The following is a 26,825-nucleotide window of genomic DNA, read 5'->3' as shown; positions in this document are numbered from 1 at the left end:
ACCAAACTGGTGGTATTATTTTTGAAATTTTTTATTGATTTGCTTAATAAACTTTGCTATTATGAAGGTAAGATGAAATTGTAGAGAGAGTTACTTGTAATGATGCCTACACTTTATCAGCTTTATCAGTATTATTATATTTGAGTGTTAGATTAGAGGAGAAAGATTACTATGAATCAAATTTTTAAAGTTGTGTATAGTGCAACAAAACAATGCTATGTAGTAACATCCGAGTTTGCGAAGTCTCATGGGAAAAAAGCGGCTATTGTAGTGGCAGCTTTGGTTTTAGCAAATGGTGTGGGGATTGTGAATGCAGCTGATGTAGAGACACGTTTAACGGCTGTAGAATCTAATATTCGTACAATGAATGCTACAATTGCTAACATTAAAGATACAGTAGATAGTACAAGTGATGCACAAGTAGCTACGAATAAACAAAAATCTGAAGCTAACGAAGCAGCAATTAATGAGCTAAAACCAAAGGTAGAAGCTAATACTGCAGCAGTAGGAAAAATAGATAGTAAAATCGATGGAGCTAGAGAAGCAGCGGTAACAGAAGCTGGCACAAAAGCAGATGAAAAAGTGGCAGCGGCTAAAACAGAATTAGAAGGCAAAATTGCTACAGCCAAAACAGAAGCTATTACAGAAGCTGGAACAAAAGCAGACGAAAAAGTGGCAGCGGCTAAAACAGAATTAGAAGGCAAAATCGATACAGCAAAAACAGAAGCTATCGCAGCAGCAGGTACAAAAGCAGACGAAGCAAAAGCAGCAGCGATTGCTGATGCAGAGGGTAAATTAGCTACAGCAAAACAAGCCTTAGAAGCAAAAGATACAGAATTAACTAACAAAGTTACTGATCTAGAAGCTAAATATAACTCTGCCACTGATATTAAAGCTGCTAATGATCGGTTTACAGCTCTTGAAGATGCAGATAGAGCACATGATGAAGCTCTTACTGGTATCAATAACAAAATCTCAGAGATGAAGAAGGATATCCAAGATAATGGTGATGCCATCGATGCGAATACAGCAGCCATCGATAAAAATACTACTGCAGTTGACGAAGCTAATAAAAAATTAGCAGATCATGAGAAAGTAATTAACGATAATACAAAAGCTATTAATGACAATGTTGATAGTATTAATACAAATGCTGAAAGTATTGCTAAAAACACAGGCTACATTAAAGAAATAGTAGAAAAAAGTATAGAATTAGGCGAAGCTGTAAACGAAAATAAAGAGGATATCAAAACAGTAGCAACTGGCTTAGTTAAAACAGCAGAAGAAATCGATGCGTTAAAAGCTAAAAATACTGAACAAGATGGTAAAATCGATGCTAATACAAAAGCTCTTGAAGAAGCTAAAAAAGCTTTAGAAGCAAAAGATACTGCATTAGAAGCTGAAAATAAAGCTCAAGATGGTAAAATTACAGAAGCTAAAACTGCAGCAGACGCAGCAGATACTAAAGCAATGAATGCTCAAAAAGCGGCAGATGCAGCAGATACTAAAGCAATGAACGCTCAAAAAGCGGCAGATGCAGCAGATACTAAAGCAATGAACGCTCAAAAAGCGGCAGACGCAGCAGATACTAAAGCAATGAACGCTCAAAAAGCGGCAGATGCAGCAGCTCAAGCAGCTACTACTAAATCTGAAGCTGCAAAAACAGAAGCTATCACAGAAGCTGGCACAAAAGCAGATGAAAAAGTGGCAGCAGCTAAAACAGAATTAGAAGGCAAAATCGATACAGCAAAAACAGAAGCTATTACAGAAGCTGGTACAAAAGCAGATGAAAAAGTAAATGCAGCAAAAGCGGCTTTAGAAACAAAACTTAGTGGCTTAGATTCTTCTACAGTTAAACTAGATAAATATGGTCAAGACATTGCTGCTTTACAAGAAAAAGACAAAAACCATGAAGCTCGTTTAACGACTGTTGAAAATGATGTGAAAATTGTAGGTGCTAATGCAGCGGCGTTAGCAGCATTGAAACCTTTACAATACAACCCTGGTCAAACTACTCAAGTAATGGCAGGTGTTGGTACATACCGTGGTAAAACTGCTGTAGCATTAGGTGCAGCTCACTATGCTAGCGAAAACTTAATGTACCATGCAGGCGTAAGCTTCGGTAACGGCAACGGTGCAATGGCTAATGCTGGTGTTACAATTGGATTTGGCAGCGGCGAAGGTGCAAAAATGAACTCCTCTAAAGTAGCTGAATTACAAAGCGCAGTAGATCGTTTAACAGCTGAAAACGAACAAGTAAAAGCAGCGTTGTACGATATCTACGCAAAATTACAAGCTAAATAAGAAATAACTTAGAGAATAGATCACTAGGATATCTCCTAGTGTATAGACACTAAGATTATGACAGGAATACATGTTAGGTATACTCTATTTTGGGGTATCCTAACATGTATTTTTTATATGAATCAATATATGTTTTTATCTAAGTGTTCAATGACTAGACTAGAATAGTGACCCATGTAGTGACATACTAAGACTGCATTAGAGTTTCACAGGTGTGGTATAATTGTAATAGAATCTATATAACGTGTCCCTACTTAGGGATTAGGGACGATGAGGAGTCATATGAAATATATTAAGGAGCCTTTACAATTAGACAATCCTTTGGAGTTTTGGCTAAACTTTGAGGGGGAAGAACGGGTCTTTTGGGTGGACCGTCAAAGTGATCGTGTGGTGGTAGGCGCCAAACGATTGGCGGTGGTACAAGATGATATCGACAGGGAACAATATGCGTACGTATTTTATGGGGGCACCTTCTTCCCTACTGTAAAAGATAAAAAATGGAGTAATATGGGCCATGAAATGGTGGCTTTCACCCATTACTATATTGTAGAAAATGGGGAGTCCTTTTATCTGCATGCAGGGGAGGGCGTAGATATACAGCGCCATAAGATTGAGCGCGTAGACCACGCTTTCACAGAAACCAGTGATGATAAACAAGATTGGGATACCTTGATGGATGCCATTTTGACAAATATCCATGATGGGCGCATGACGAAGGTGGTTTCTTCTCGTGAAGTAGAATTTACCAGCCCTACAAAGTTTGATGTGGTGAGTATATTAGACCGTTTGGTGGAGAATAACCCGAATTGCTTTATTTTTGGTTATGAGAAAGAAGGACGTATTTTCGTGGGGGCATCCCCTGAAATTCTCGTGCGTCATCGAGGGGATGAAATTTTAAGCTATGCTTTGGCAGGAACAGCACCAAAGTTTGGTCCTAAGGCGTGGACGAAAGAGCGATTCCTAAATGACCATAAAAATCGGTTGGAGCATAATATTGTGCGAGATCGTATTGTGCATACGATGCGACAAGTAACGGAGGATGTGACCGTAGGAGAGACAGGGATTATGGAGCTTTCACGGTTATATCATTTGCGGACCATTATCACCGCTAAGGATAGTACGAAATCGCTCATCGAATGGGGTCAATTGTTACATCCTACACCAGCCCTAGGGGGCGAGCCACGAGAACTGGCAATGGATTTACTGGCGAAGTACGAAGCCCATGAGCGTGGTATGTATGCGGCGCCCTTTGGATTTATGAAAGACATGGGGGATGGCATTCTAGTAGTTGCCATTCGGTCTGCCCTTATCATGGATAACCGACTCTATGCCTATGCAGGATGCGGTATTGTGAGCGAATCCAATAGCGATGAAGAGTACGAAGAAACCATCAACAAAATGGGTACTATATTGGATGCCTTGTAGGATGATACATCCACGTACAGATCCAATTAGGCATGCCATAGGGTAGGATGATGAATCCGTACCGATGTATTGAACAGATACAGGAAGTTAAACAGGAATGTTGAGCAATCAGCATTCCTTTTTTTGTTATGAACCCATGTCTATGTATGTCAGTTAATTATGAATGAGATAGGGGCGTCTAGGTATTAGATAGGTACCTAGTGCTACTCATATGGATACGTACAGAATCTAAAAACAATGGTATAATACATAGTAGATAGTCACTATTAGATATAGTACAATACCAAAGGTTGGTATGGGAGATACGATATGAATGAATATATAGCAAGTTTGGTGGATGAGTTATACCAATTAGGGGTGCGCCATGCGGTGTTCAGTCCTGGTTCACGGTCCACTACATTAGCCATGCTCTTTCAAAGCCATGGAGGCTTTCACACGTATATGAATATTGATGAGCGGTCCGCTGGGTTTATGGCATTGGGCATTGCTAAAGCACAAGGCGAACCAGCCGTGTTAGTGTGCACATCGGGGTCTGCGTTGACCCATTATGGTCCAGCTGTGGTGGAAGCCAAGCACAGCGGTGTGCCTATGATTATTTTGTCCGCCGACCGTCCGTACACCTTGCAACAGGTGGGGGCACCGCAGACGATTGATCAACAGAAATATTTTGGCACCGCCGTGAACTATTATGAGGAATTGTCTGTGCCTAGTGAAAGTCACTACTACACGTACCCTCGTCAAGTGGCGCGTCGTGCCTATTTGAAAGCGAGTGACCGCAAACTAGGTCCTGTACACATCAATGTGCCTTTGTTTGAGCCTTTGGTGCCCAATCGTGAGGAGGAGTATTTTAAACAGGGGCGTAGTGCGAAACCATTCCGACTTGTGAAACATCAGGAGATAGCATCCTTGGCATCGTTACTCAATGGAAAGCAAGTGCTCATCTTGGGTGGTCCTACTGTGACGAATCCGAAAGTAGTTGTAGACTTCGCAGATCGGATTGGCGCTGCTGTCATCGGTGATCCCTTGTCTAATTTGCGTCAATACGAAAAAGTGATCAGTACCTATGATGCGTTCTTGGCTCATCATGAACAATGGGAAGAGTTGCGACCTGATGTGGTCATCCAATTGGGACAAATCCCTGTGTCAAAACGGATTCAACAATGGATGGGGACCTTGACGGACATCGATTATATTACCGTTAGCCCTAATGCAGAGGTGGTGAATCCTAGCTTGACAACTACCATACATGTGATGGCGAGTGTAGAGGTATTCTTAGCGGAGATCTATCGTGGCTTATTTGCTGTGTTGGGTCTAGGTAGTCGAATAGGCGATACAGTGCAGGGATTATTAGACAAGAGTGACGTGGAAGGCGCTAGCTCTTATAAATTTGGACTGGAACAGGACATCACAGATATCAATCATCGACATAGATTAGAGGAATCTAACACAGCATATACTTGCTATACAGTATCGGATCTAGAGTATGTTAGAGTATGGCAACAAATCGAATCTAACAGCCGTGAACAATTAGACAAAGTCCAAGAGGAACCAAATCTATTTGAAGGCCGTACCATTCACATGTTACAACAAATGATGCCCGATGAGGGCCAACTTCTGGTGGCGAACAGTATGTCTATTCGTGATATGGACTATTTCTGGGCCGCTGGACGATCGCAAGCTATGGTGTATGGAAATCGTGGCACCAATGGTATCGATGGGACCGTGTCTACGGCGTTAGGGCTTAGTACGAATGGAAAACCAACGGTGATGCTGACGGGAGATTTAAGTTTCTTTCACGATATGAACGGTTTAGCCATTGGAAAAACTCAGAGGATGAACTTGACCATCATATTACATAACAATGATGGAGGCGGTATTTTCCAATATTTGCCACAAAAAGGGACGGACGATTTCGATTACCTATTCAACACACCGCAAGGCATCGATTACAGTGGCTTAGCGACCATGTATGGCCTGGACTATGTAAAAGTCACTACGAATGCAGAGTTAGAACAGGCGATGCAACACTATATCGGTACAGAGGGGATTCACCTCATTGAAGTGCCTACCTCTAAAGAAATTAGTCGTGAGTTACACAAGGTCTATCGGGTGCAATAATATGAGACCGATGATTCAAGATATACGAACCTTAGATATGCAACGTATGCAGATCCACATGGGAGAATACTACTATGGGGTGACTGTAATGGGTACGGGAAAACCGTTAGTTTGTTTTCATGGATTTTCCGAATCCGGGTCTACCTGGGATGGAATTGAGGTCAGCGGGTATCGACTGATACGTATCGATAGTATGGGTCATGGTAGATCGGCTCGACCTATGGAATTAAAACCTTATGAACTGCCTCAGATGCTCAGTGATTTGCATCGGGTTATCTATGCCGTAGCCGGTGAAAGATATGCTCTCATGGGGTATTCCATGGGAGCTAGGCTAGCCTTACTCTATGCCTTGGAGTACCCCCATGAGGTAACGCACCTCATCTTAGAAAGTGGCTCGGTAGGCATAGAAGATGAAGGGGGACGACAAGACCGCTATGTAGCCGATCAAGGGCTGGCTGAACGGATTCGGGCGCATGATATCACTTGGTTTAGCGAGACGTGGGCTAAGCTAGAGATTTTTAAGACACAACAAGGTTTACCTACAAAGGTGCAACAGCAGATTAGAGGGCGGCGCTTGCTCAATAGCCCCCATGCATTGGCTTTCACCTTGGAAGGAAGTGGACAGGGGACGATGCCTTACGTAGGACATCGATTATCGGAGCTAACCATGCCCATTTGTTATATTAGCGGTGAGCTAGATGCAAAATATACAGCCATTGGTGCTAAATATTTTGGTGATGTTCATCGTATTGTACCGCAGGTGGGTCATAATGTACATGTGGAAGCACCAGAGGCGTATCGGCAGATACTGGAACGATTTTTCTATAGTAGGTATTAGGGGATGTGTTAGTCATACAATGGAGTCTTCTATGTCATGCAGTCATAGATAGTTCATGTTATGAAGCTAACTAGGTATATACAGTTCTAGTGATATGATAGAAATGAGAGGTGTCCTATGATTACAAATATCACCCTGTACCATGTGCAACTACCGATGAAGTTTACTTTCAAAACGGCAAAGGGCGAAGTAGGTGTCAGGGATACTCTCATTGTTCGTTTGGAAGATGAAGCGGGCTATGTAGGCTACGGCGAATGCGTGGCCTTCGTAGACCCTTTTTATACAAAAGAAACGGCGGTATCTTGTTGGGATACCTTATGCACGAGGTATTTACCAAACCTGTTGGGGCAAGAAACAACAACCACATTGCCACAACAATGGCTGATGGAAGGAATGCCTATGACTGTGGCATCTGTGGAAAATGCCTTGCTCCATCTGCAATGTGCTCATTTAGGGGTCAATACGGTAGAATACGTGTTACAGCAGCCCTTAGCTTTGACCGTACCTACAGGTATTGTTATAGGTGAGGTTCCTCTGAATACTTTGGTGGATGCCGTGTCTAGTTATGTGTCACAAGGGTGTGAGCGTATTAAACTGAAAGTATCCCCTAAGGATGGCTATGAACGAGTACAGCGAGTGCGTTCAGCCTATCCAGACCTTATGTTAGCGGTGGATGCGAATCAAAGTTACACCTATGAAGATGTGGATAAGGTGCGGGTCTTACAGGGGTTTCATTTGGCCTGTATAGAAGAGCCCTTTCAAATACAAAGTTTAAAAATGTACCATCAATATAAGTCAACTCATGAATGGGATATTACGACTCCTATATGTTTAGATGAATCGATTTTGGGGTATGATGATTTGGTCTATGCCCATACGCATGGCTTGTTGGATGTACTTAATGTAAAAGTGGGTCGTTTAGGTGGTCTTCGAGAAACGGCTAAGGTCATTCAGTATTGTCGAGACCATGGAATCCAGTACTGGATTGGATCCATGGTGGAATCGAGTATTTCTAAATGGATGCATGTACAATTAGCGGCTCTAGGCGATGCCTATATGCCGGGAGATTTGTCAGATTCGTTACGCTATTTTGAGCGAGATTTGACTCGACCGCCTATTATTAGTACAATAAAAAACTGCAGTACAGAGAGACTTTCACAGTTTGTAGAGGTGCCTAATGGTGCTGGATTGGGTGTAGACGTTGATATAGAGGCGTTAGAGGCGTATTGCATACATAAGAAATTATGGCACCTATAACGGATTTATATACTTGTATAGGTTGTGGATGTGGTATGATACAATATACAAGTAGTGTATGAAACTATATGACATATACAGATATGATGCATTTCAAGTAGAGGTGGAATGTATCGTTGTTTTACATAGATACGTAGGAGGTTTGTATGACAGAGTACATAGAATTATTAAAACGTGAGGTAAAACCGGCCTTTGGTTGTACGGAGCCGATCGCCTTGGCATTTGCAGCGGCGAAAGCGGCAGAACTATTGGGCGTTCGACCAGATCACATTCATGGTCGGTTAAGTGGCAATATTATTAAGAATGCAAAAAGTGTGACCATTCCTAATTCAGAAGGTCGTACGGGTATTTATTATAGTCTTATTTTAGGCACCTTAGTAGGGACTGCGGCGAAAGAATTAGAAGTATTAGAAGACCTTACTCATGATCAAGTGGTAGAAGCAGACCGTTTATTTGAAGCGGATTACTGTGATATTGAGCTAGCAGAAGGGGTAGAAAACTTATTCATCGAAGTCACTGCCGTCGCTGGTGAACATACGTCTAAGGTCATTGTTCAAAACACACATACCACTATTTCTTACGCAGAAAAAGACGGAGAAGTGTTGATTGCCTTATCTGCAGAAGAAGTGGCTAAACACTCCATGGAATTGTGCTTTGACTCTTGCTATGAATTTGCTAGTACTGTAGATGCAAAAGAGTTGGAAGATATTTTAGGACCACAACTAGATTTGAATATGGCTATTGCTGAAGAAGGTATGAAAAACAATTATGGTTCCAACATTGGTAAATTGATTATTTCTAATTCTTCTTCCATTGCGGATAAAGCTCGTGCCTATGCAGCTGCTGGATCTGATGCACGCATGGACGGTTGTTCTATGCCGGTAATGATTAACTGCGGTAGTGGTAACCAAGGGATTACATTATCTGTACCTATTATGATGTATGCGAAAGAATACGGTATCGATCGTGACCATACGTTGCGCTCTTTAGCCTTAGCCAATGTGTTAGCCCTATACATTAAACAATATATTGGTCGTTTGAGTGCTTATTGCGGTGTAGTGAGTGCTGCTTCTGCTACAGCCGCTGGTGTAGCATTCTTGCTTAATGAATCCAAGGAAGTAGTTTGGGAAACATTATCAAATGCATTAGCAGGCACATCCGGTGTGGTTTGCGATGGAGCAAAAGCATCTTGTGCTATGAAAATTGGTATGTCCCTTGGTAATTCCTTATTAGCCTATACACAAGCAAAGACAGATAATAGCTTTAAAGCAGGCCAAGGTATTGTAAAAGAAGACATTGACCATACGGTGCAAACGGTAGCAACCATTGCCCGTGAAGGAATGAAGCAAACCGATGTTGTCATCCTAGAAACCATGTTAGAAAAGTAATCTATGCATTATTGGTATAGAGAATGAGAATAATTCTATATTGATTTTTCTAAAAATATAGTGTATGATAGATATATAGATTGATTTCATAGTCACATACTCAGTATGTGCTATGTATAGGTTGTAACAATAAAGGAGATTTAGCATGGCAATCATCGGTAAACAACTACCAGCTTTTGAATTAGATGCATTCCGTAAACCAGAAATTATTAAAGTAAGCAATAAAACTATCGAAGGTAAATGGAGCGTGTTTGTATTCTATCCAGCAGACTTCACATTTGTATGTCCAACAGAATTGGCAGACTTACAAGATCAATACGCAGAATTGAAAAATTTGGGCGTAGAAGTATTCTCCGTATCTGTTGACTCTGCGTTCGTTCACAAAGCATGGTCCGATGCATCTCCTACAATCAATAAAATCGAATACACTATGATATCCGATATTAAACATGAATTAGCTGACTTCTTCGAGACATTCTCTGAAGAGTCTGGCCAAGCGTATCGCGGTTCTTTCGTGGTAGACCCAGAAGGTATCGTTCGTGCCGCAGAAATCTGTGACATGGGTGTAGGTCGTTCCGCTGCTGAGTTAGTGCGTAAAGTACAAGCTTGCCAATTTGTTGCAAAACATGGTGAAGTGTGCCCAGCAAAATGGACTCCTGGTGAAAAAACGTTGAACCCAGCAGATCTTGGCTTAGTTGGCAAAATCTAAAGTAAATAAACAGCTCCTTTAGTAGTTTTGTGGTTGAAGGCTCCTCTCCCTCTCTCGAATCTTCAACAACACATGATGTACTAATTGAGTGTGTTGACTATATTTGTAAACTTTCCTAAGAACACATCTTAGATCCTTTACTTCCCATAAAAACGACAAAGCAATGCTTTGTCGTTTTTATCTTTCCCAAATTATATAGTTGTATTACTAAAAAGTATCCTTTATTCATTTAAATTATTAGATTTAGTTTAGAAATTTGTATATAATAAGGAGGTAAGGTTACAAATAGAATGCATATAGGAGAATGAGAATGTTAGAAGTTACATACGAACGATTGGCAGGGATTTTTAAAGCCCTTAGCGATGAAACAAGATTGCACATTGTAGACATGTTGTCTTGTAATGAATTATGTGCGTGTGATATTTTGGCTAGTTTTGAGTTATCTCAATCTACTCTTAGTTATCACATGAAAATTTTAATTGATGCAGGTATTGTGAATTCTGTGCGTAGCGGTTTGTGGACACGCTATTCCATTAATGAAGAAGCTTTTGATGAATTTGTTAAATTCTTGCCTGAATTATATAAAACAAAAGATGAGTGCATTTGTGCACAAATCAAATACTGCCGTATTGAGGATGCTCCACAAGCGGTGGCAGAATAATATGAAACGTTGGATTATGCATGTAGATATGGATGCTTTCTTTGCATCTGTAGAACAACATGATCGTCCAGAACTACAAGGTCACCCAGTTATCGTGGGTGGCCTTTCTTCACGTGGTGTGGTGGCTACGTGTAGTTATGAAGCACGGAAATTTGGGGTACGTTCTGCTATGCCTATTGGGAAGGCTAGAAAATTATGTCCAGATGGTATCTATCTATTGCCACGAATGGAACGATATCACGAAATTTCTGATCAAATTCATGATGTGTTGCATCGGTTTAGTCCCTATTTAGAGCCCATTTCTTTGGATGAGGCTTTTTTAGATATTTCAGGATTAGGAAAACTCTATGAGTCTCCTATGGCGGTGGGCCGTGCTGTGAAAGAAGAAATTAAGGACCTAACGGGGTTGGTCGCATCTGTGGGAATTGGGCCGAATAAGTTTTTAGCAAAATTAGCATCGGATTTACGAAAGCCAGATGGGTTATATATTATCCCCCATGGGCAAGAAAGCGCTCATATTAAACATTTACCGGTACGCAGGTTGTGGGGCGTAGGGGCTCATATGGAACAAGCATTACAGCGAGGCGGCTTTCATCGGATTCAAGATATTGAACAGTTAGATTCGTATCATGAGTTAGAACCCTATTGCGGTCATCAAAGTGAACGTGTGTATTTGTTGTCTAAAGGCATTGATGATCGGCCTATTGAGTGGAATCGTGAGTTGCAATCCGTAGGTAATGAACTGACCTATGAAAGGGACTTAATGGACCCAGAGGAAATCGACAATGAATGGCGATATTTTGCGCATCATGTAGCTAAGCGTTTGCGCCAGAAAGGACTTAAAGGACATACGATAGCCATCAAAGTACGATTGCCAGACTTTACCACCAAAACAAGGCAAAAACGATTATCCTATCAGACGGATAGAGAAGATGTATTGTATGAGACGGCCTGTGTATTATATAATAAACTTAATGTACAGGGGCCGTTCCGGTTATTGGGGATTACGGTCAGTGGCTTTCACCAAGAGGTGGAGCAAGAGTCGCTCTTTCAGAGTGAAGAAACAGAGCCAGATCGGTTAGCACAAGTACTAGATACTTTGGAAGAACGATTTGGAGAAGATATTGTTACCACAGGAGCTATGTGGAAACGAAAATTGAAGGATGACACGACATCGTCCTAGGAGGATAGTATGCAACAATATATATTGGACCAGGAACAGATTGAAAAGTTGTTACAAGGCTTGCAAACAGCGTATGGTCATTGCAAAGAAGTACAACAGCAATATGTGGCGAATTTAGAGGCGCACCATATGGAGTCCCCTGAAATGGCTATGGAAGTGGTAGAAGACTTAGAAAACTTTGCTCATATGTTGGCTCTATTGGGAAAACAATGGGAAGAATTACGTGGGCTCCAAAGTATGGTAACAGAGCACTATCTGTATGATATGATATCTTCCTTAGAAGAGACACCAACAGTAGAAGCTGTGGCGGATGAAGGTGTGGAAGGCTATGATGTAGGTGTGGCATTAGGCGTAGATTTTGTGATGGCTGAGCGTTGGCAAGGGGAAACGCCTGTAGAGAAGGTTGAACCGAAAGCAACATCGAGTTCTTTTATGAGTTTATTCAGCAATACCAGCGAAACGAAGCATATTAATGAGTATGACTATGATGACGATGGGGAGGATGACGACCCTAAAGACGATGAAGAGGATGCGGTCATTGAGTTAACGAAATATACTAACAAAAAATCTAACTTGTATGATATGTTTGAGATGGAGTCGTCAACAGAGACAAAAAAACAGCATAAAAAGCGTTGCAAACATTGCACAGAAGATTCTCCCATACCAGAAGAGCGAGACAAATGCTGCATTGTTAAACAAGAAAAAAAGAAAAAGAAGGAAAAAAGCAAAGATAAGTCGAAACATAAAAAAGAAGCTCCCTCTGTAGACAAGTGGGCAAAAAAATTGTCTAAATGGGAACGCTATGCAGAAGAGCATGGCGATGCATGGACAGAAAAAGTCTTGCAAAAAGTAGCAAAAAAGGCAGAGAAAAAAGCGGAAAAGCGAGGCATGAAAGCGGTCTTCAAAAAGCATAAGTTAGACCGATTTGCGAAGCTGTCTAAGGAGGATTAAGGTATGGATGTGGTAAGTGTATTAGGCTTTGTATTGCTAGGCGTAGTTGTAGCCGCATTGGGAACCACCATTGGTGCAGGTGGCGGATTGATTTTTGTGCCAGTATTTCTTTACTTCTTTCCAGAATGGACGCCAGCTATGGTAGTAGGTACATCCTTGTTTACGGTAACCTGTAATGCCATTTCGGGTACTATTGCCTATGTGCGGCAGAAGAAAATATTATATAGCGCAGCAATTCTATTCGGGATTGCCACCTTCCCAGGGTCGATTATCGGTGCTCATGTAGCGGAATATTTTGATCCTAGTGGGTTCCGATTCTGGTTTGGTTCTTTCTTGCTAATCATGTCTTTGTTCATTGGTTATAAAAATATGAATAAAGGGGAACGCAAAGAAGAGTCCTTGCAATTAGAAGAGTTGACCTATAATAAAGTGGTAGGTATCTTAATTAGCATGGGAGTAGGCTTTATTTCTAGCTTATTTGGTATCGGCGGTGGCTTGATCCATGTGCCGGCTTTCATTTATATCATGGGATTTCCTACGCATATGGCCACCGCCACTAGTCATTTTATCTTGGCTATGTCTACCTCAGTAGGGACTTTAACACATTTTTTGAGTGGTCATATTCATTTTGAAATTGCCATTCCTTGTGGTATTGGTGCCTTAGCGGGTGGTCAATTAGGGGCGTTCATTGCGAAACGATTGCGAGCAAAAACGATTTTAATTGGGTTATCCATTGGGATTGGATTACTGGCATTACGCTTAATTTACACATCTCACGTATTGTTCTAGTGTCATAGTATAGATTAAATAGAGAGGACTTTATGGGAAAGGGAAAGAAACGAAAACAACACCAACCACAGCCACAACAGACGATTACTACAGCTCGTTTGACTACTATGATTAAATGGATGTTGTTTATTAATCATTTAGCCTTGTGCTGGTTCTTTAATGGTCGGGCTGATATGAGTTTACTAGCTGCTAATATGCTAGGTGGCTTAGCCCTTTGCGGGATTTACTGGATGCGTTTTAAGAAGGAAATGTTTACCGATGAAGATGTAGAGCGTGGCATGCGTTATGTATTGTCCTATATTCTGATGACGATGACAGCTTTCTTTTATACCTTGGCGATGTATCGATCTGGGGAGTTAACGGATACTATGTATCTGATTATTACAGGAGCTAGTTTCTTTGTGTGGTTTTGTTTGTATAGCGCTACACAAGGGTTTATCAAAAAAAGTGAATAATATATACTACAAGTTCTCATTACGTTATAGGTAATGGGAACTTTTTATATTTAAATATTTCGATAAACTATATGAAAAGCTATTGCATTTTATGATTTACTATGCTAAGATATACACATAACAAATAATAATTATTAATTGCTAATTAGAATAATTAGCAAAATAACTAAAGAAAAGGAGAAACAGGTATGAAAAACTTACAAGCAGTCAATCAATATATTGCAAACTTAGCAATTTGGAACATTAAACTTCACAATTTCCATTTTAATGTAGTAGGATCTCAATTTGTGCCAGCTCACAAATATTTAGAAGAAGTCTACGATGTAGCATTTGATTATTATGATGCAGTAGCTGAGCATGTAAAAATGCAAGGTGAAGAACCTGTAGTGCATGTGGCAAAATATTTAGAAATTGCTTCTTTGAAAGAAGAACCAGGCAACAAATTCTCCGTAGAACAAGTGTACAACTTCTTAGTAGGAGATTTCGAATTGTTGAACAAAGAAGCTCGTGCTATCCGCGAAGCAGCTGATGAAGAAGGTAACTTCGGATTAGTGGCTATCATGGAAGACCACATTGCTTACTATGAAAAACAATTGTGGTTCTTACGTGCTACTTTAGGCTAATTCCTCCTGACAGTAACATCGAACCAATCACATAACACTCCCTTATATGTGATAACATCCTGAATATGACAACACTTACAACTATACTATAAACTATACCAAAGGACCCCTGCTCAGGGGTTCTTTTAGTATATAAGGCATACCTTTGAAAGGTGATAAAACGATGTATTGTAAAATTTCATTGCCAGGTGATACAATACAAGTAATGTAAGAGAGGTTGAGAAAGGGGCATAGAGGATGAATCGATTTTTACGACGAGGACAATTACAAACTATAGAACCACAGAAGGATACATCTGTGGTAGAAGACATGGATACGCTGGTGAGTGAAGTGAGTTCGGATGAGTTCTTGGACATGGTGCAACAAGAGGGGACGTCAAAGGATTTGAACCGAGCTATGGATATGGTGGAGATTGAAGAGTCAGAAGAAAACCGTGCACCTTTGGACCCTTATGAAGCAATGACGATTCGTGATTATAGTCAATTGGATGTATTGCCAGAGCATGCTGATGAAGATTATGGTTTTTCTAGTGCAAACGAAACAGAACAGGATCAATTTTTCCATAACAACTACAATGATATTATGGAAGATGAGTTAGAGTATGATCAACAAGAGGCTGATAGTTCTTATGATTACAATTCTGGAGATAGTTTTGACTTCGACTTTGACGTTGATTTTGACTTGTTTGATGACTTTGATAATGACTAGTAAGGAATGAATGATGACGAAGCCCATACATACAAGGACATCAGTATGTCCTTATGATTGCCCAGATGCCTGTGGATTGATCTTGACCATTGAGGGAGACCAGTTACAACGGGTAGAAGGTATGAAAGATCACAGCTTTACGAGAGGAACGCTGTGCCAGAAAATGCAACATTACGAACGAACAGTCCACCATAGGGAACGTCTAACAACGCCTTTGCGACGCATAGGTCCTAAGGGAAGCGGTCAATTTAAACCGATTACTTGGGACGAAGCACTAAAGGAAATTGCTCAGCAGTTTCAGCACTGTATCCATACATACGGTTCTGAAAGTATTATGCCCTATTCCTATGCAGGGACCATGGGAATCTTACAAAAGAGTGCAGGGGATCCACTCTTTGCCATACTTGGTGCGACCCGTCAAGATAAGGGGATTTGTTCCCCTGCTAAACGCTATGGTTGGGCTAGTCTTATGGGGAATACCCTAGGGAGTCGTCCACAAGATATACAATACAGTGATTGTGTGGTGTTGTGGAGCCTCAATGCAGTGGCTACGGATGTACATGTCCTACATGATGTGACCATAGCTCGCCAGCGAGGTGCCAAGCTTTGGGTGATTGATACGTACTATACGGAGACAACGAAATTAGCAGATGAAGTTATTATCATACGACCAGGTACAGATGGAGCCTTTGCGTTGGGTGTGGCCTATGTGCTTGTGGAAGAAGGATTAGTACATGAGGAATTTATTCATCAGTATGTACAAGGCTATGAAGGATTCCGCGATACTGTTATTTCTCAATATCCACCATGGAAAGTGGCTCAAATCACAGGCGTACCAGAGGAACGGATTATCCAGTTTGCTCGTGCTTATGGACAGGCAATGGCGCCATTTATTCGCTTAGGCAGTGGACTATCTCGCTATGGAAATGGAGCGAATACGGTGCGATGTGTAGTGGCACTGCCTGCCTTGGTGGGGGCATACCTACATACAGGAGGTGGACTCTTGTCGAGTGCCTCGGGTAGTCAATTTGTTGGGGGCAAGCGTGTTAGCTGGGAGCGCTTTCAGGTAAAAGAAACACGGTTGAACCCGATGATTCATTTAGGACCGATGCTAACAGAGGCGGACAAGCCACCGATTAAGGCACTCTATGTATATTCCAGCAATCCTGCGGTGACCTCACCGGACCAAACCGTGGTGCGCAAAGGATTGGCACGAGAGGATCTGTTCACGGTGGTACACGAACGGTTTATGACGGATACGGCAAAGTATGCGGATATTGTACTGCCTGCAACGACGTCCGTAGAGCATAATGATATCTATAATTCCTATGGACATTACACCATTGGTTGTGGTTATCAAGCCATACCTCCTGTAGGTGAAAGCCGCTCTAATTGGGATACCATTTGTAGTATTGCCAGAACTATGGGCATCGATGACCCTGTGTTTGCTATGTCAGAGTTGGAGATGATTGAAGATATTGTGCGACATGCTCCGATTTCAAGAGAAGTGCAAGATAGAATCTTGGCAGGGGAGCTAGTGGAGATGGATCTATCCAGTACGTATAAGCTAGAGTATGGTACACCATCGGGTAAGATTGAATTATATAACCCATTAGAGTGTGAGCCCTATCCTGTGTATCGTGAGGCTCATGGAGATACAGCGGAGTTCTTCCTCATCAATGGTGCTGATCCACGTATACTAGATTCGTCCTTTTGTGAGATACAAGAAGATACACCAAAGATGGTTGCTCGTATGCATCCTGATGATGCCCAGCGCAAGGGCGTATGGCACAGTGAATTTGTGCGTATGTATAATGAGCGAGGTTCCTTGCGGATTGCCTTAGTCATTGATGATGCGGTGCCAAAGGGGACTATTGTGAGTAGTGGCGTCTGGTGGCAATCGCAGTCCCATGATTCAGAATATACAATGAATGTATTAACTGCCTCACGATCTACCGATTATGGTTGGGGTAGTACCTTTTATGATGTGAAAGTACATGTAGAGTCTTGCGACTAAAAATGAGTAATGCTTGGTTATAGTTAATAGATGTAGTTTGACTATCAATTATAGGTCGGGTGTATATGCATAATTAGCATAGAAAAAGCCATTTTCTATAAAGAAAATGGCTTTTTATTTTACTTATAATTAGATATAATAAAAAAATAAGCATAAGAAGTGTTTTTATACAGTGTATATTTGTTATTATGGGATGTATTTGAAAGGAGATATTATGTCAGATCATACTCAACTATCGGGGCGAGCCTATATTGCTATCGGCCTGATGCTGTTCGCTTTATTCTTTGGGGCAGGTAACTTAATCTTCCCTGCTACTTTAGGTCAACATGCAGGTACCAATGTGTGGTGGGCTATCTTAGGGTTTATCGTAACTGGTGTAGGTTTACCATTGTTAGGGGTTATGGCCATGGGATACTCCGGCAGCCGTAACGTACAAAGTTTGGCAAGCCGTGTGCATCCAGTGTTTGGGGTCCTATTTACATTGGCATTATACTTATCCATTGGCCCTGCTTTTGCCATCCCTCGTACGGGGACTGTATCCTATGAAATTGCAGTGAAACCATTCTTAGGTGGCGCTGCCTCAGATACAGCACTATCCTTGTTCCTTGTGGGGTTCTTCGTAGTCACATTGTGGCTCTCTATTAATCCGCAAAAATTGGTCAATCGCATTGGTAAAATCTTAACACCAGCCTTGCTACTGACCATCGTGGTATTGATTGTTAAATCTTTGATTACTCCATTAGGCAGTTATGGTACACCGACAGAGGCGTACGCTACTAGCGGTACGGCATTCCTACAAGGATTCTTAGATGGATATAACACATTAGATGCCTTAGCATCCTTCGTATTTGGTATCTTGGTTATCGAATTTGTAACACTTTCAGGGGCACAAACACGTGATGAGATTACACGCGCCACTATGAAAGCTGGGTTAATCGCCGTAGGTTGTTTAGGTGTGGTGTACATCTTCATTGCTAGCTTAGGCGCTACCAGCGTAGAACAGTTAGGCATCTTAGATACAGGGGCGCCTGTATTGGCAGAATCTGCTCGTTTGTTATTCGGCGATTTAGGGGCCATGATCTTGGCAGTCATCGTATTGTTGGCGTGTTTGACGACGAGTATCGGACTTGTTACCTCTTGTGCACAGTATTTTAGCACACAATTTGGTGGCTTATCCTATAAAGCTTATGCAGTGCTATTCGTATTGATTTCTTTCGGTGTAGGCATGTTTGGATTGAAAACCATCATTACCGCAGCCATTCCTGTGTTGATGTTCCTCTATCCATTATCCATCGCATTGATTGTGTTGGCATTCTTACATCCGTTGTTCAACGGTCGCCAATGTGTATATGCTTGGACAGTAGGGGCAACCTTCATCACAGCTCTTGTATCTGGCTTAGAAACAGCGAGCGTAGACTTAGGTAGCTTAGGACAATTCTTTGCTACACAAGTACCGATGCATGGCATCGGTATGGACTGGCTTGTATTCGGCGGCGTAGGATTCGTGATTGGACTCATACATCGGGCGTTGGTGAAAGCGTAATAATTACATTATATTTGATATAGTTACATACATAGTAATACATATCTATTAGAAGGTCTTCTTTTGGCTTAGGTTTATAGAATCTAAGTTTATAAAGAAGACCTTTTTGCATGTGCTTTTTATGCATACAAAAGGTTAAAAATGTTGACGGGGGGGGGACATTTGCTATTATGAAGATATCATGAAGAAGTGATATGTTTTTGTAATGAATGTCAGAAAGGGAGATTATAAAATGAGAAAAAAACGACTTCGTTATGTCATTTTATCTGCTATAGCTGGGAGCGTATTATTAACACCTGTTATGGCACATAATTATGACTCTTACATTACAAATCCAAGAGAACCAGTTACGTATATTGTGGATGGTAAAGCAAATACTATGCAACTTGCTAAATTAAGTGAAAATGACCCTTATGAAGGTTATGATGGTAAGCATGCATTTAAATCTACTAACATTGAGGATCGCTTTGAATCTCGTGGGGCTGTAACACGATATACGCGACCAAACTATAAAGATGCAGATCAGGCGATAAGTGTGAATCCTCTCTTTAATACAACGAGGGATACTCCCAACGCAAATATAAGTTGGGGGCCGGGTGCACCTAAAAGTTTTAGCGATTCAGTCGATACAGGCGATGCAGAGTTTAATTATGTAGCTTTGCAAAATGGTACTAGTGACACAGTGTACACCGTAAATTACTATGGATTAAAGTCAAGAAATGCAAGACTTAATGTGCTAGAAATGTTCAGCGGTGATAATCTACATGAAATCGCTGCTGTAAATAGCGCTACAAATGCAATACAAAATCGTGTCATTCTACGTGATGTAGGACGGTTGCGAGATGTCATAGGTGCTGAAATCAATAATGGAGATGGCAGCGCCATTGATAATGATGTCTTCGTAGCTGGTGGTAAAGATATTGATATTATTTATGGAGCTAGAGCTTATAATACTTTTCCTGCAACAGGTTCTTTAAAAAATAATTTAGTTACCTTAGGAGCAGGCAAAGTAGTCACAGCATTTGGTGCTTATGCTACTACTCGAGATGAAGAAGAATCATTTTTCCAAGGAAAACCATCAACAGAAAAATCTAAGGAAGTTATTGGAAACCGAGTTCAATTAGGGTTTAATCCAGATGACAAATGGCAAGCGGACGGAAGAAGCCCAGCTACAGTAGGTCAAATCGTAGGAGGTTTTTCTGCAACCAATAAAGCTAATAAAAATACTGTCATAATCGGTGAAGGATCCATCGGTGGTCTAGGTATGTTCAAAGTAAAAAATGAACAATCTAAACATAGTGTTAATGGTGTAGATACAAATGGTATTTATACGGATGAAGTTCCTTATGGTGAGGATAACACAGTCTATAAATATTTCCGTCAACCAGGTAACTACTACATTATCGGTGGTATGAGTGATGTGGAAGCCACAGGTAATACGGTAGATATTAATAAATCAGAACCATTTGCTAATAAACAAGTTGGTATTTGGGGCGGCCATTATATCCTAGGCGGTTCTACTGGTGATATCAAATCTGGTAATACTTTGAATGTAAATAAAGTAAAAGGAATTACGTTATCTCATTTGGCAAACTTTGAAAACTATAACTTTGACTTACCTGAAAATACTGTGAATGGAGATACGATCCTTACAGTAACAGATCCACATGGTACAGATGTATCTAATACAAAAATTAATGTAGGCGTATCTGGTGCAGCTCCAGTATTACATAATGGAGATAGCATCAACCTTATCTATAATAGCAATGGTGTGAATACAACAGGTGTTCAATATGGCAAGTTACAACAAGGTATATCCTTAAGCTATGATATCACTGCTAAAGCTGGGACTGACAAAAAATCTGTTGTTGCTGTAGTAGGTAAAAATACAAGTGGTCGTCCAGCGACAACTAGCACAGATGAGGTGACAACTAATAGCTTGTCATCCTATACTAGTTACTTAGTAAATACTGCTAATAGTACCTCTCAACCAATTACATTAAATGCGGCTACCGCGTATAGAGATGCTAATGGAAAAATGGTATTTACAACTGACGATATCGGAAGTCGCATCCAATCTCGTGGGGAAGAAACGAAGTATGAACGTCCTGAAGGACCTAAGGTAGATATGAGTGTAAATCCACTTCATGAGTTTGATTCGCATGATAATGGCGAAGCAAGTACATCGAAGCCTACAACTTGGGGTCCTGAACTTGTAAATGCACGTGGAGGTAATAGTGCTAAAAATAATTATCTAGCATTAATAGATGATACAGATCAACAAGCATTTACGGCTAATGTCGATGGAAGTGGACATGCAATTGGAAATGTACTTGAATTATTCGCTTATCATAAAAGTGGTATACCAGCAGGTGTTAATAATAAAATAGATAAGTTAAGTCCATTGGATAAAGCTCCTAATGAATCTGATAAAGGTATAATAGGGGCAGCGATTGTAACTGGTAGCGGTAATGCCTCTAAAAACCAAGTTGTTATTCAAAGTGATGATAGACACTATAGTGATATTGTGGGTGCAGCTATAATTAAAGCTGAAGGAGATAACCCTAATAACGAGCCAAATGGTGATGCAGTAGATAACGAAGTAGTAAGTCTTGGTGATGCGACATTAGAAACTTTATATGGAGCGATATCCATTAACAAAAATGCTAAAGGAACTTTAAAAAATAATAGGGTTGTTATCATTAATGGATACCCAACTGTGGCATATGGTGCATTTGCAAATGTGCTAGATGAAGATGAAACTATATTCAAAGGCATTAGATCTAAACAAATATCAAAAGAAGTAGTCGGTAATTTGGTTCAGCTTGGTGCTGGAAGAAATGAAAAATCCTTAGTAAAAGGTAAGGATCCTGCTACAGTAGGCCAAATTGTAGGGGGATATTCTGCAACGAATAAAGCCAATAAAAATGCTGTGATTATTAATGACGGTATTATAGGTGGTGTTGGTGTATTCAAAGTTAAAAATGAACAAAAACAACATAATATCAATGGCGTAGATGCAAATGGTATTTATACAGATGAAGTATCGCCTATTGAAAACAACTCTGATCGTAAATATTATAATAAACCAGGTAACTACTACATCATCGGTGGTATGAGTGATGTGGAAGCCACAGGTAATACGGTAGACATCAATAAAGCAGAACCATTTGCTAACAAACAAGTTGGTATTTGGGGCGGCCATTATATCCTAGACGGTTCTACTGGTGATATTAAATCTGGTAATACCTTGAATGTAAATAAAGTAAAAGGAATTACTTTATCTCATTTAGCAAACTTTGAAAACTATAACTTTGATTTACCAGAAAATGCTGTGAATGGAGATACGATCCTTACAGTAACAGATCCACATGGTACAGATGTATCTAATACAAAAATTAATGTAGGCGTATCTGGTGCAGCTCCAGTATTACATAATGGAGATAGCATCAACCTTATCTATAATAGCAATGGTGTGAATACAACAGGTGCTCAATACGGAAAATTACAACAAGGTGTATCCTTAAGCTATGATATTACTGCTAAAGCAGGAGATGATAAAAAATCTGTTGTTGCAGTAGTAAAATCTGCTTCTGAGGAAACTCCAGAAAAACCATCTACAGGTGATGCAACAAAACCAGTAACACCAGTAGCACCAAGTACAGGTGATACAACAAAACCAGTAACACCAGTAACACCAAGTACAGGTGATACAACAAAACCAGTAACACCAGTAGTACCAAGTACAGGTGATACAACAAAACCAAGTACTGGTAATGTTTCTGTAAAAGTATTGCCACAAACTAAATCTTTAGTGGAAACTAGAACTGCTGTTTCTGGCTTTATTAACAATGGTCAAGATAGCATTACTAAAGCATTTGCAACTCATACTAGTGGAACTTCTCAAATTATTGCGGGCATTAACCATGATCGCATGAAAGTGGAAACAGGATCTTATGCAAATATCAAAGGATCCCATGCTGTTTTAGGATTAGGAAAACAGTCAGGAAGAACATATTGGGGACCATTCTTAGAAATGGGTTGGGCTCGTTATGATAGCCACTTGGATTCTGGTCTTCGTGCAGAAGGAAATGCAAAATATTATGGTGTTGGTTTGTATGGAAAAACAACACTTGATAATGGAGTATATGTAGAATCTAGTGTGCGTGGTGGACGTACGAATTATACCTATGAAAGCAATGAGTTAGTAACGGCTTCTAGCAATGTTCATGCTTCTTATGATGCGCATAACAGCTACTATGGTGCTCATTTAGGCCTTGGAAAAGTAATGTCTTATGGTAATCAATTAGAAGGCAATGTATATGCTAATGTATTCTATAGCCATCAAGGAGAGGCAAATGCTACTCTTACAGGTAAAGGGCTAGGTGAAACATATGCGTTCGATAGTGTGAATAGTGTTCGTACACGCTTAGGATATAAAGTTTCTAAACATATGAGCAATCATAATACATGGTATTTAGGTGTTGCTTATGAACGTGAATTCTCTGGTGAGGCACGTGCAACTGTTAAGGGATTAAGTACATTAGCTCCTTCTTTAGGTGGTTCTAGCGGTCTTGTAGAAGCTGGCTTTACATATGGTAGCAATAGAGATGCTTTTAGTGCTACGCTTAATGTTGAAGGCTGGTTTGGTCAAAAACGTGGGGCAACTCTCGGAGGAAGCATTAATTGGAAATACTAATCACGTCACGTTAGTAATCTGATATAAGAATATTAGCACTAGTTATATATGGCTAGTGCTAATTTTCGTTCCTATTTTAGCTGAATGATGTATAGTAAATGTATTACTAGTTACATATTAGAAGGCTGAGTCATTAAGTTCTTTCATTTATAGATGAATAGGGAAAACAAAAAGCTACACAGTAGAATATATCTACGTGTAGCTTTTATATATAACCTTACAGGCGTTCTTATTCTAAATCGTCGAAATCGAATGCAGCTGCTTTTGTATAGTTTGTAACTTTTGCTTCAAAGAAGTCAGTTTTCGTGCTGTTCAAATTGGAGAAACTTTCAATCCAAGCCATAGGATTTTCCTTGATCTCTGGATATAACGGTTGCAAGCCGATGGAGTCAGCACGTTGGTTTGCTAAGTATTTGATATAGCGCTCGATCAATGTGTTGTTGATGCCAAGAATTTTGTCATCTGTAATGTATTGCCCCCAAGCGATTTCATTTTCTGTACCTTCACGAAGCATTTGTGTCAATTCAGCTTCTAGTTCAGGAGTGAATAGTTCAGGGCGTTCGATGCGAAGCTCACGGATAATGTTTTGGAACAATACTAAGTGAGTCACTTCATCACGGTTGATGTATTTAAAAATCGTGGAAGTTGCAGTCATTTTACCTTGGCGTGCCAATGTGTAGAAGAAGCTAAATCCAGAGTAGAAATAGATGCCTTCTAAAATATAGTTTGCCATGATAGTGCGGATTAAATTGTGCTCTGATGGCTCATCGCTAAAACGTTGGTAAATGTCGGCGATGAAGCGGTTACGAGCTAGTAAATGTTCATCTGTACGCCACTCATCATAAATGCGGTCACGAGTAATTGGATTTGTTACCGTATCCAAAATGTAAGAATAGGATTGTGCGTGAATTTCTTCTTGGAAGGCTTGAATGTTCAACAAAGAAGCTACTTCAGAAGCCGTAATATAACGGCTTAAGTTTGGCAAGTTCTCGCTTTGAATGGAGTCCAAGAAATTTAAGAAAGAAATAATCTTGTCAAAGGCACGGCGCTCGCTATCCGTTAAATATGGGAATTGCTTAATATCTTCGTTCAAAGAAATTTCTTCAGGAATCCAAAAGTTGTTGAGCATCGTACGATACAATGTATTCGCCCAATCGTACTTAATACGATTCCATTCCCGTAAATTCGTCGTATTACCGCCCACCATACTTTGCGTGCCACGGTCACCATGTTCATTAAAAATCAGTTTCTTTTCCATGAAAGTTGATCCTACCTTATCTATAATAACAATATATTTATAAATTATTATGAAAGCCTGGATAGAATACATGCTTTCATAGGTATATAGTTATAAACTACCTCTTATTATACTAAAAATGCATACTAAAAAGATAGGGGGAGAGATGATTAATAGGTAGAGTGTTGTGAGCTTTGATGCAGCAGTGTATAATGATATTAGATAAAAGTTAAAACAATAGTGTATTAGTATTTAGTAGCGGTATTATAAAAATAAAGCCATTAATGAAATAAAAAAGGATAGGTATATAAATATGGGGAATATAGGTCGTGTATCTAAAAATACACATGCGGTACCAAAAGAAAATAAACCGGATACATTAGTATCCTTAGCTAGTTTATCGAAGGAAGAATTAGATAAGGAATTGCAAAAAGGAATAGATTCGTTAAAGAATGATAAAACCTATGGTATAGATGAAGTAGATGCATTTTTTATGAAGAAATATGGTATATAAAAAGCACAGGGACGCGAGCCCTGTGCTTTTGTATACTTTATATTAGAATGTGGGGGCTATTCATTTAGTACAGTCTTATATCATCATTTCTGTACATTCTTATGATAGCATTTATACATTTATAAACTGTTTTCCAACAAAAAATCAATCACATGTTTGTGAACGATTCCATCCTGGCTAAAGTCAACGGTATCCATGGAGAGAACAAACTTAGGGTAATTATCTTGTACATGCGCATAGACGCCAAACTCACGTTGTCGTGTGGATTCTGTTTCCATGAGATAGGACACTTGATAGTATATTCGTTCTTTATCTTTAGTGGCGATAAAATCGATTTCCATATCTTTTACCTTCCCAATTTCTACGGTATATCCTCTAGATATCAGCTCAATATATATGATATTTTCCAGGGTTCTTTCAATATCTTTCGTATTAGAATACCCTTTGGCAGCCCGAAATCCATGATCTGTAAGGTAATATTTCTCATCGATTTTAAGATTCTTTTTACCGACCGTATCAAATCTAGACACCTTTTTCAGGATGAAAGCTTGCTGACAATAGTCTAGATAATTTAGAATCGTATCAATGGAAACATCTCGATGCTCGCTCTTTAAATATTTTTTAATACTAGTTGCAGAAACGGGGGACCCTATATTTTGTATAGTAAATGATAGGATTCGATTGAAAATATCCACATCGCGAATTTTATTGTGTGTCAATACGTCTTTGATCAAAACCGTATGATACACATCATTTAGATATTTATAACTACTATTTTCTTCTAAGTTAAAGTATTTTAAGGTAGGCATACCACCTAATTGGATGAACTTAGTGAATAGCTCTTCTTTACTAAGCTGTTTTTCTTGGAATACTTCTACAAACTCATCAAATGTAAATGGCTGTATTTCAAACTCTACATATCTGCCAGCAAGAAGTGTAGCAAGTTCGCCAGAGATTAAGGTGGAGTTGGAACCAGTAATATAGATGTCGCAATCTTTACCAACACGTAGACCATTTACAACTTTTTCCCAATCTTCCACTAACTGTATCTCGTCAAAGAAATAGTAAAGCTTCCCATCCAAGTACTTTGTTGTTTCTATGAGATATTTTGCCAATAATGTGGCATTGTTTATCTCTAAAAATTCTAAGGATTCAAAGTTAATATAAACTTTACGTTCATTAGGTACTTCTTGTAAGATAGTGTCTTTAATTATTGTTAATAAAGTAGACTTCCCAACACGGCGCATACCTGTGAGAATTTTAATTACAGGCTTATCAATGAATGGTTCTATTTGGGTTAAGTACTTAGGACGTTTAATATATTCCATAGCTAACACCTCACTTTCATTGATTCTATTATACTCGAAACAATTAAAGATTCCAATAATGATTTCGAGTATAGTCGA

20 protein-coding genes are annotated in these 26,825 nt (G+C 39.9%); 18 read left to right on the top strand and 2 right to left on the bottom strand.

Annotated elements, in window-relative coordinates; translation table 11 throughout:
* Positions 1–171 precede the first annotated feature (171 nt).
* The 17 genes from EO114_RS05080 (at position 172) to EO114_RS05000 (ending at position 23,668) form a co-directional block, all read left to right on the top strand.
* On the top strand, positions 172–2,304 hold the full coding sequence (locus tag EO114_RS05080; RefSeq protein ID WP_127061893.1) for a YadA-like family protein: 2,133 nt from the start codon (positions 172–174) through the stop codon (positions 2,302–2,304).
* 282 nt (positions 2,305–2,586) lie between these two features.
* A complete protein-coding gene (locus EO114_RS05075) occupies positions 2,587–3,729 on the top strand; it encodes an isochorismate synthase (RefSeq protein WP_127061891.1) in 1,143 nt (380 codons plus the stop codon).
* 309 nt (positions 3,730–4,038) lie between these two features.
* A complete protein-coding gene (menD, locus tag EO114_RS05070; protein ID WP_127061888.1) occupies positions 4,039–5,847 on the top strand; it encodes a 2-succinyl-5-enolpyruvyl-6-hydroxy-3-cyclohexene-1-carboxylic-acid synthase in 1,809 nt (602 codons plus the stop codon).
* A 1-nt stretch (position 5,848) separates the two neighbouring features.
* Complete coding sequence (gene menH / locus EO114_RS05065; protein WP_240629063.1) at positions 5,849–6,685, top strand: 2-succinyl-6-hydroxy-2,4-cyclohexadiene-1-carboxylate synthase; 837 nt, start codon at positions 5,849–5,851, stop codon at positions 6,683–6,685.
* A gap of 117 nt (positions 6,686–6,802) precedes the next feature.
* Positions 6,803–7,942: an o-succinylbenzoate synthase gene (menC, locus tag EO114_RS05060; protein ID WP_127061886.1), complete on the top strand. Its 1,140-nt coding sequence runs from the start codon at positions 6,803–6,805 to the stop codon at positions 7,940–7,942.
* A gap of 146 nt (positions 7,943–8,088) precedes the next feature.
* Positions 8,089–9,330 carry a serine dehydratase subunit alpha family protein gene (locus EO114_RS05055; RefSeq protein ID WP_127061884.1) on the top strand — a complete coding sequence of 414 codons (1,242 nt, stop codon included), beginning with the start codon at positions 8,089–8,091 and terminating at the stop codon, positions 9,328–9,330.
* Between the two features lie 145 nt (positions 9,331–9,475).
* Positions 9,476–10,039 (top strand): redoxin domain-containing protein, encoded by a 564-nt coding sequence (locus tag EO114_RS05050; RefSeq protein WP_009353870.1) that lies wholly within the window; start codon positions 9,476–9,478, stop codon positions 10,037–10,039.
* A 310-nt stretch (positions 10,040–10,349) separates the two neighbouring features.
* Entirely contained in the window at positions 10,350–10,700 is a 351-nt protein-coding gene (locus EO114_RS05045; protein WP_009353907.1) for a helix-turn-helix transcriptional regulator, read from the top strand.
* Between the two features lies 1 nt (position 10,701).
* Positions 10,702–11,883 carry a DNA polymerase IV gene (locus EO114_RS05040; RefSeq protein ID WP_127061882.1) on the top strand — a complete coding sequence of 394 codons (1,182 nt, stop codon included), beginning with the start codon at positions 10,702–10,704 and terminating at the stop codon, positions 11,881–11,883.
* 9 nt (positions 11,884–11,892) lie between these two features.
* On the top strand, positions 11,893–12,834 hold the full coding sequence (locus tag EO114_RS05035) for a hypothetical protein (RefSeq protein WP_127061880.1): 942 nt from the start codon (positions 11,893–11,895) through the stop codon (positions 12,832–12,834).
* A gap of 3 nt (positions 12,835–12,837) precedes the next feature.
* The gene (locus EO114_RS05030) at positions 12,838–13,623 is read left to right on the top strand and encodes a sulfite exporter TauE/SafE family protein (RefSeq protein ID WP_127061878.1); all 786 of its coding nucleotides are present in this window, start codon (positions 12,838–12,840) and stop codon (positions 13,621–13,623) included.
* 32 nt (positions 13,624–13,655) lie between these two features.
* Entirely contained in the window at positions 13,656–14,078 is a 423-nt protein-coding gene (locus tag EO114_RS05025; RefSeq protein WP_009353899.1) for a hypothetical protein, read from the top strand.
* 188 nt (positions 14,079–14,266) lie between these two features.
* Complete coding sequence (locus EO114_RS05020) at positions 14,267–14,701, top strand: DNA starvation/stationary phase protection protein (RefSeq protein WP_009353871.1); 435 nt, start codon at positions 14,267–14,269, stop codon at positions 14,699–14,701.
* A gap of 237 nt (positions 14,702–14,938) precedes the next feature.
* Entirely contained in the window at positions 14,939–15,409 is a 471-nt protein-coding gene (locus EO114_RS05015; protein WP_127010306.1) for a hypothetical protein, read from the top strand.
* A 13-nt stretch (positions 15,410–15,422) separates the two neighbouring features.
* Positions 15,423–17,426, top strand: coding sequence for a molybdopterin-dependent oxidoreductase (locus EO114_RS05010; RefSeq protein WP_127061895.1), 2,004 nt, complete (start codon positions 15,423–15,425; stop codon positions 17,424–17,426).
* A gap of 214 nt (positions 17,427–17,640) precedes the next feature.
* Positions 17,641–18,969 carry a branched-chain amino acid transport system II carrier protein gene (gene brnQ / locus EO114_RS05005; RefSeq protein WP_127061876.1) on the top strand — a complete coding sequence of 443 codons (1,329 nt, stop codon included), beginning with the start codon at positions 17,641–17,643 and terminating at the stop codon, positions 18,967–18,969.
* Positions 18,970–19,201: 232 nt separating this feature from the next.
* Entirely contained in the window at positions 19,202–23,668 is a 4,467-nt protein-coding gene (locus EO114_RS05000) for an autotransporter domain-containing protein (protein ID WP_127061874.1), read from the top strand.
* A gap of 229 nt (positions 23,669–23,897) precedes the next feature.
* On the opposite strand, the gene EO114_RS04995 is transcribed toward EO114_RS05000, so the two are convergent.
* Positions 23,898–24,926, bottom strand: a complete 1,029-nt coding sequence (locus EO114_RS04995) for a ribonucleotide-diphosphate reductase subunit beta (RefSeq protein WP_009353886.1) — start codon at positions 24,924–24,926, stop codon at positions 23,898–23,900.
* A gap of 292 nt (positions 24,927–25,218) precedes the next feature.
* Here EO114_RS04995 and EO114_RS04990 point away from each other — a divergent pair, with 292 nt between their 5' ends.
* Positions 25,219–25,419 (top strand): hypothetical protein, encoded by a 201-nt coding sequence (locus EO114_RS04990; protein ID WP_126941176.1) that lies wholly within the window; start codon positions 25,219–25,221, stop codon positions 25,417–25,419.
* A 119-nt stretch (positions 25,420–25,538) separates the two neighbouring features.
* Here EO114_RS04990 and EO114_RS04985 read toward each other — a convergent pair whose 3' ends face one another.
* Positions 25,539–26,747, bottom strand: coding sequence for an ATP-binding protein (locus EO114_RS04985; RefSeq protein ID WP_127061872.1), 1,209 nt, complete (start codon positions 26,745–26,747; stop codon positions 25,539–25,541).
* Positions 26,748–26,825 lie beyond the last annotated feature (78 nt).

Origin of the sequence: Veillonella sp. 3627, assembly GCF_003992195.1 — a bacterium.
In the GTDB taxonomy this organism is placed as follows: Bacteria; Bacillota; Negativicutes; order Veillonellales; family Veillonellaceae; genus F0422.
Note: the sequence above shows the minus strand (reverse complement) of the source record. Positions and strands in the feature narration are given on the sequence as shown.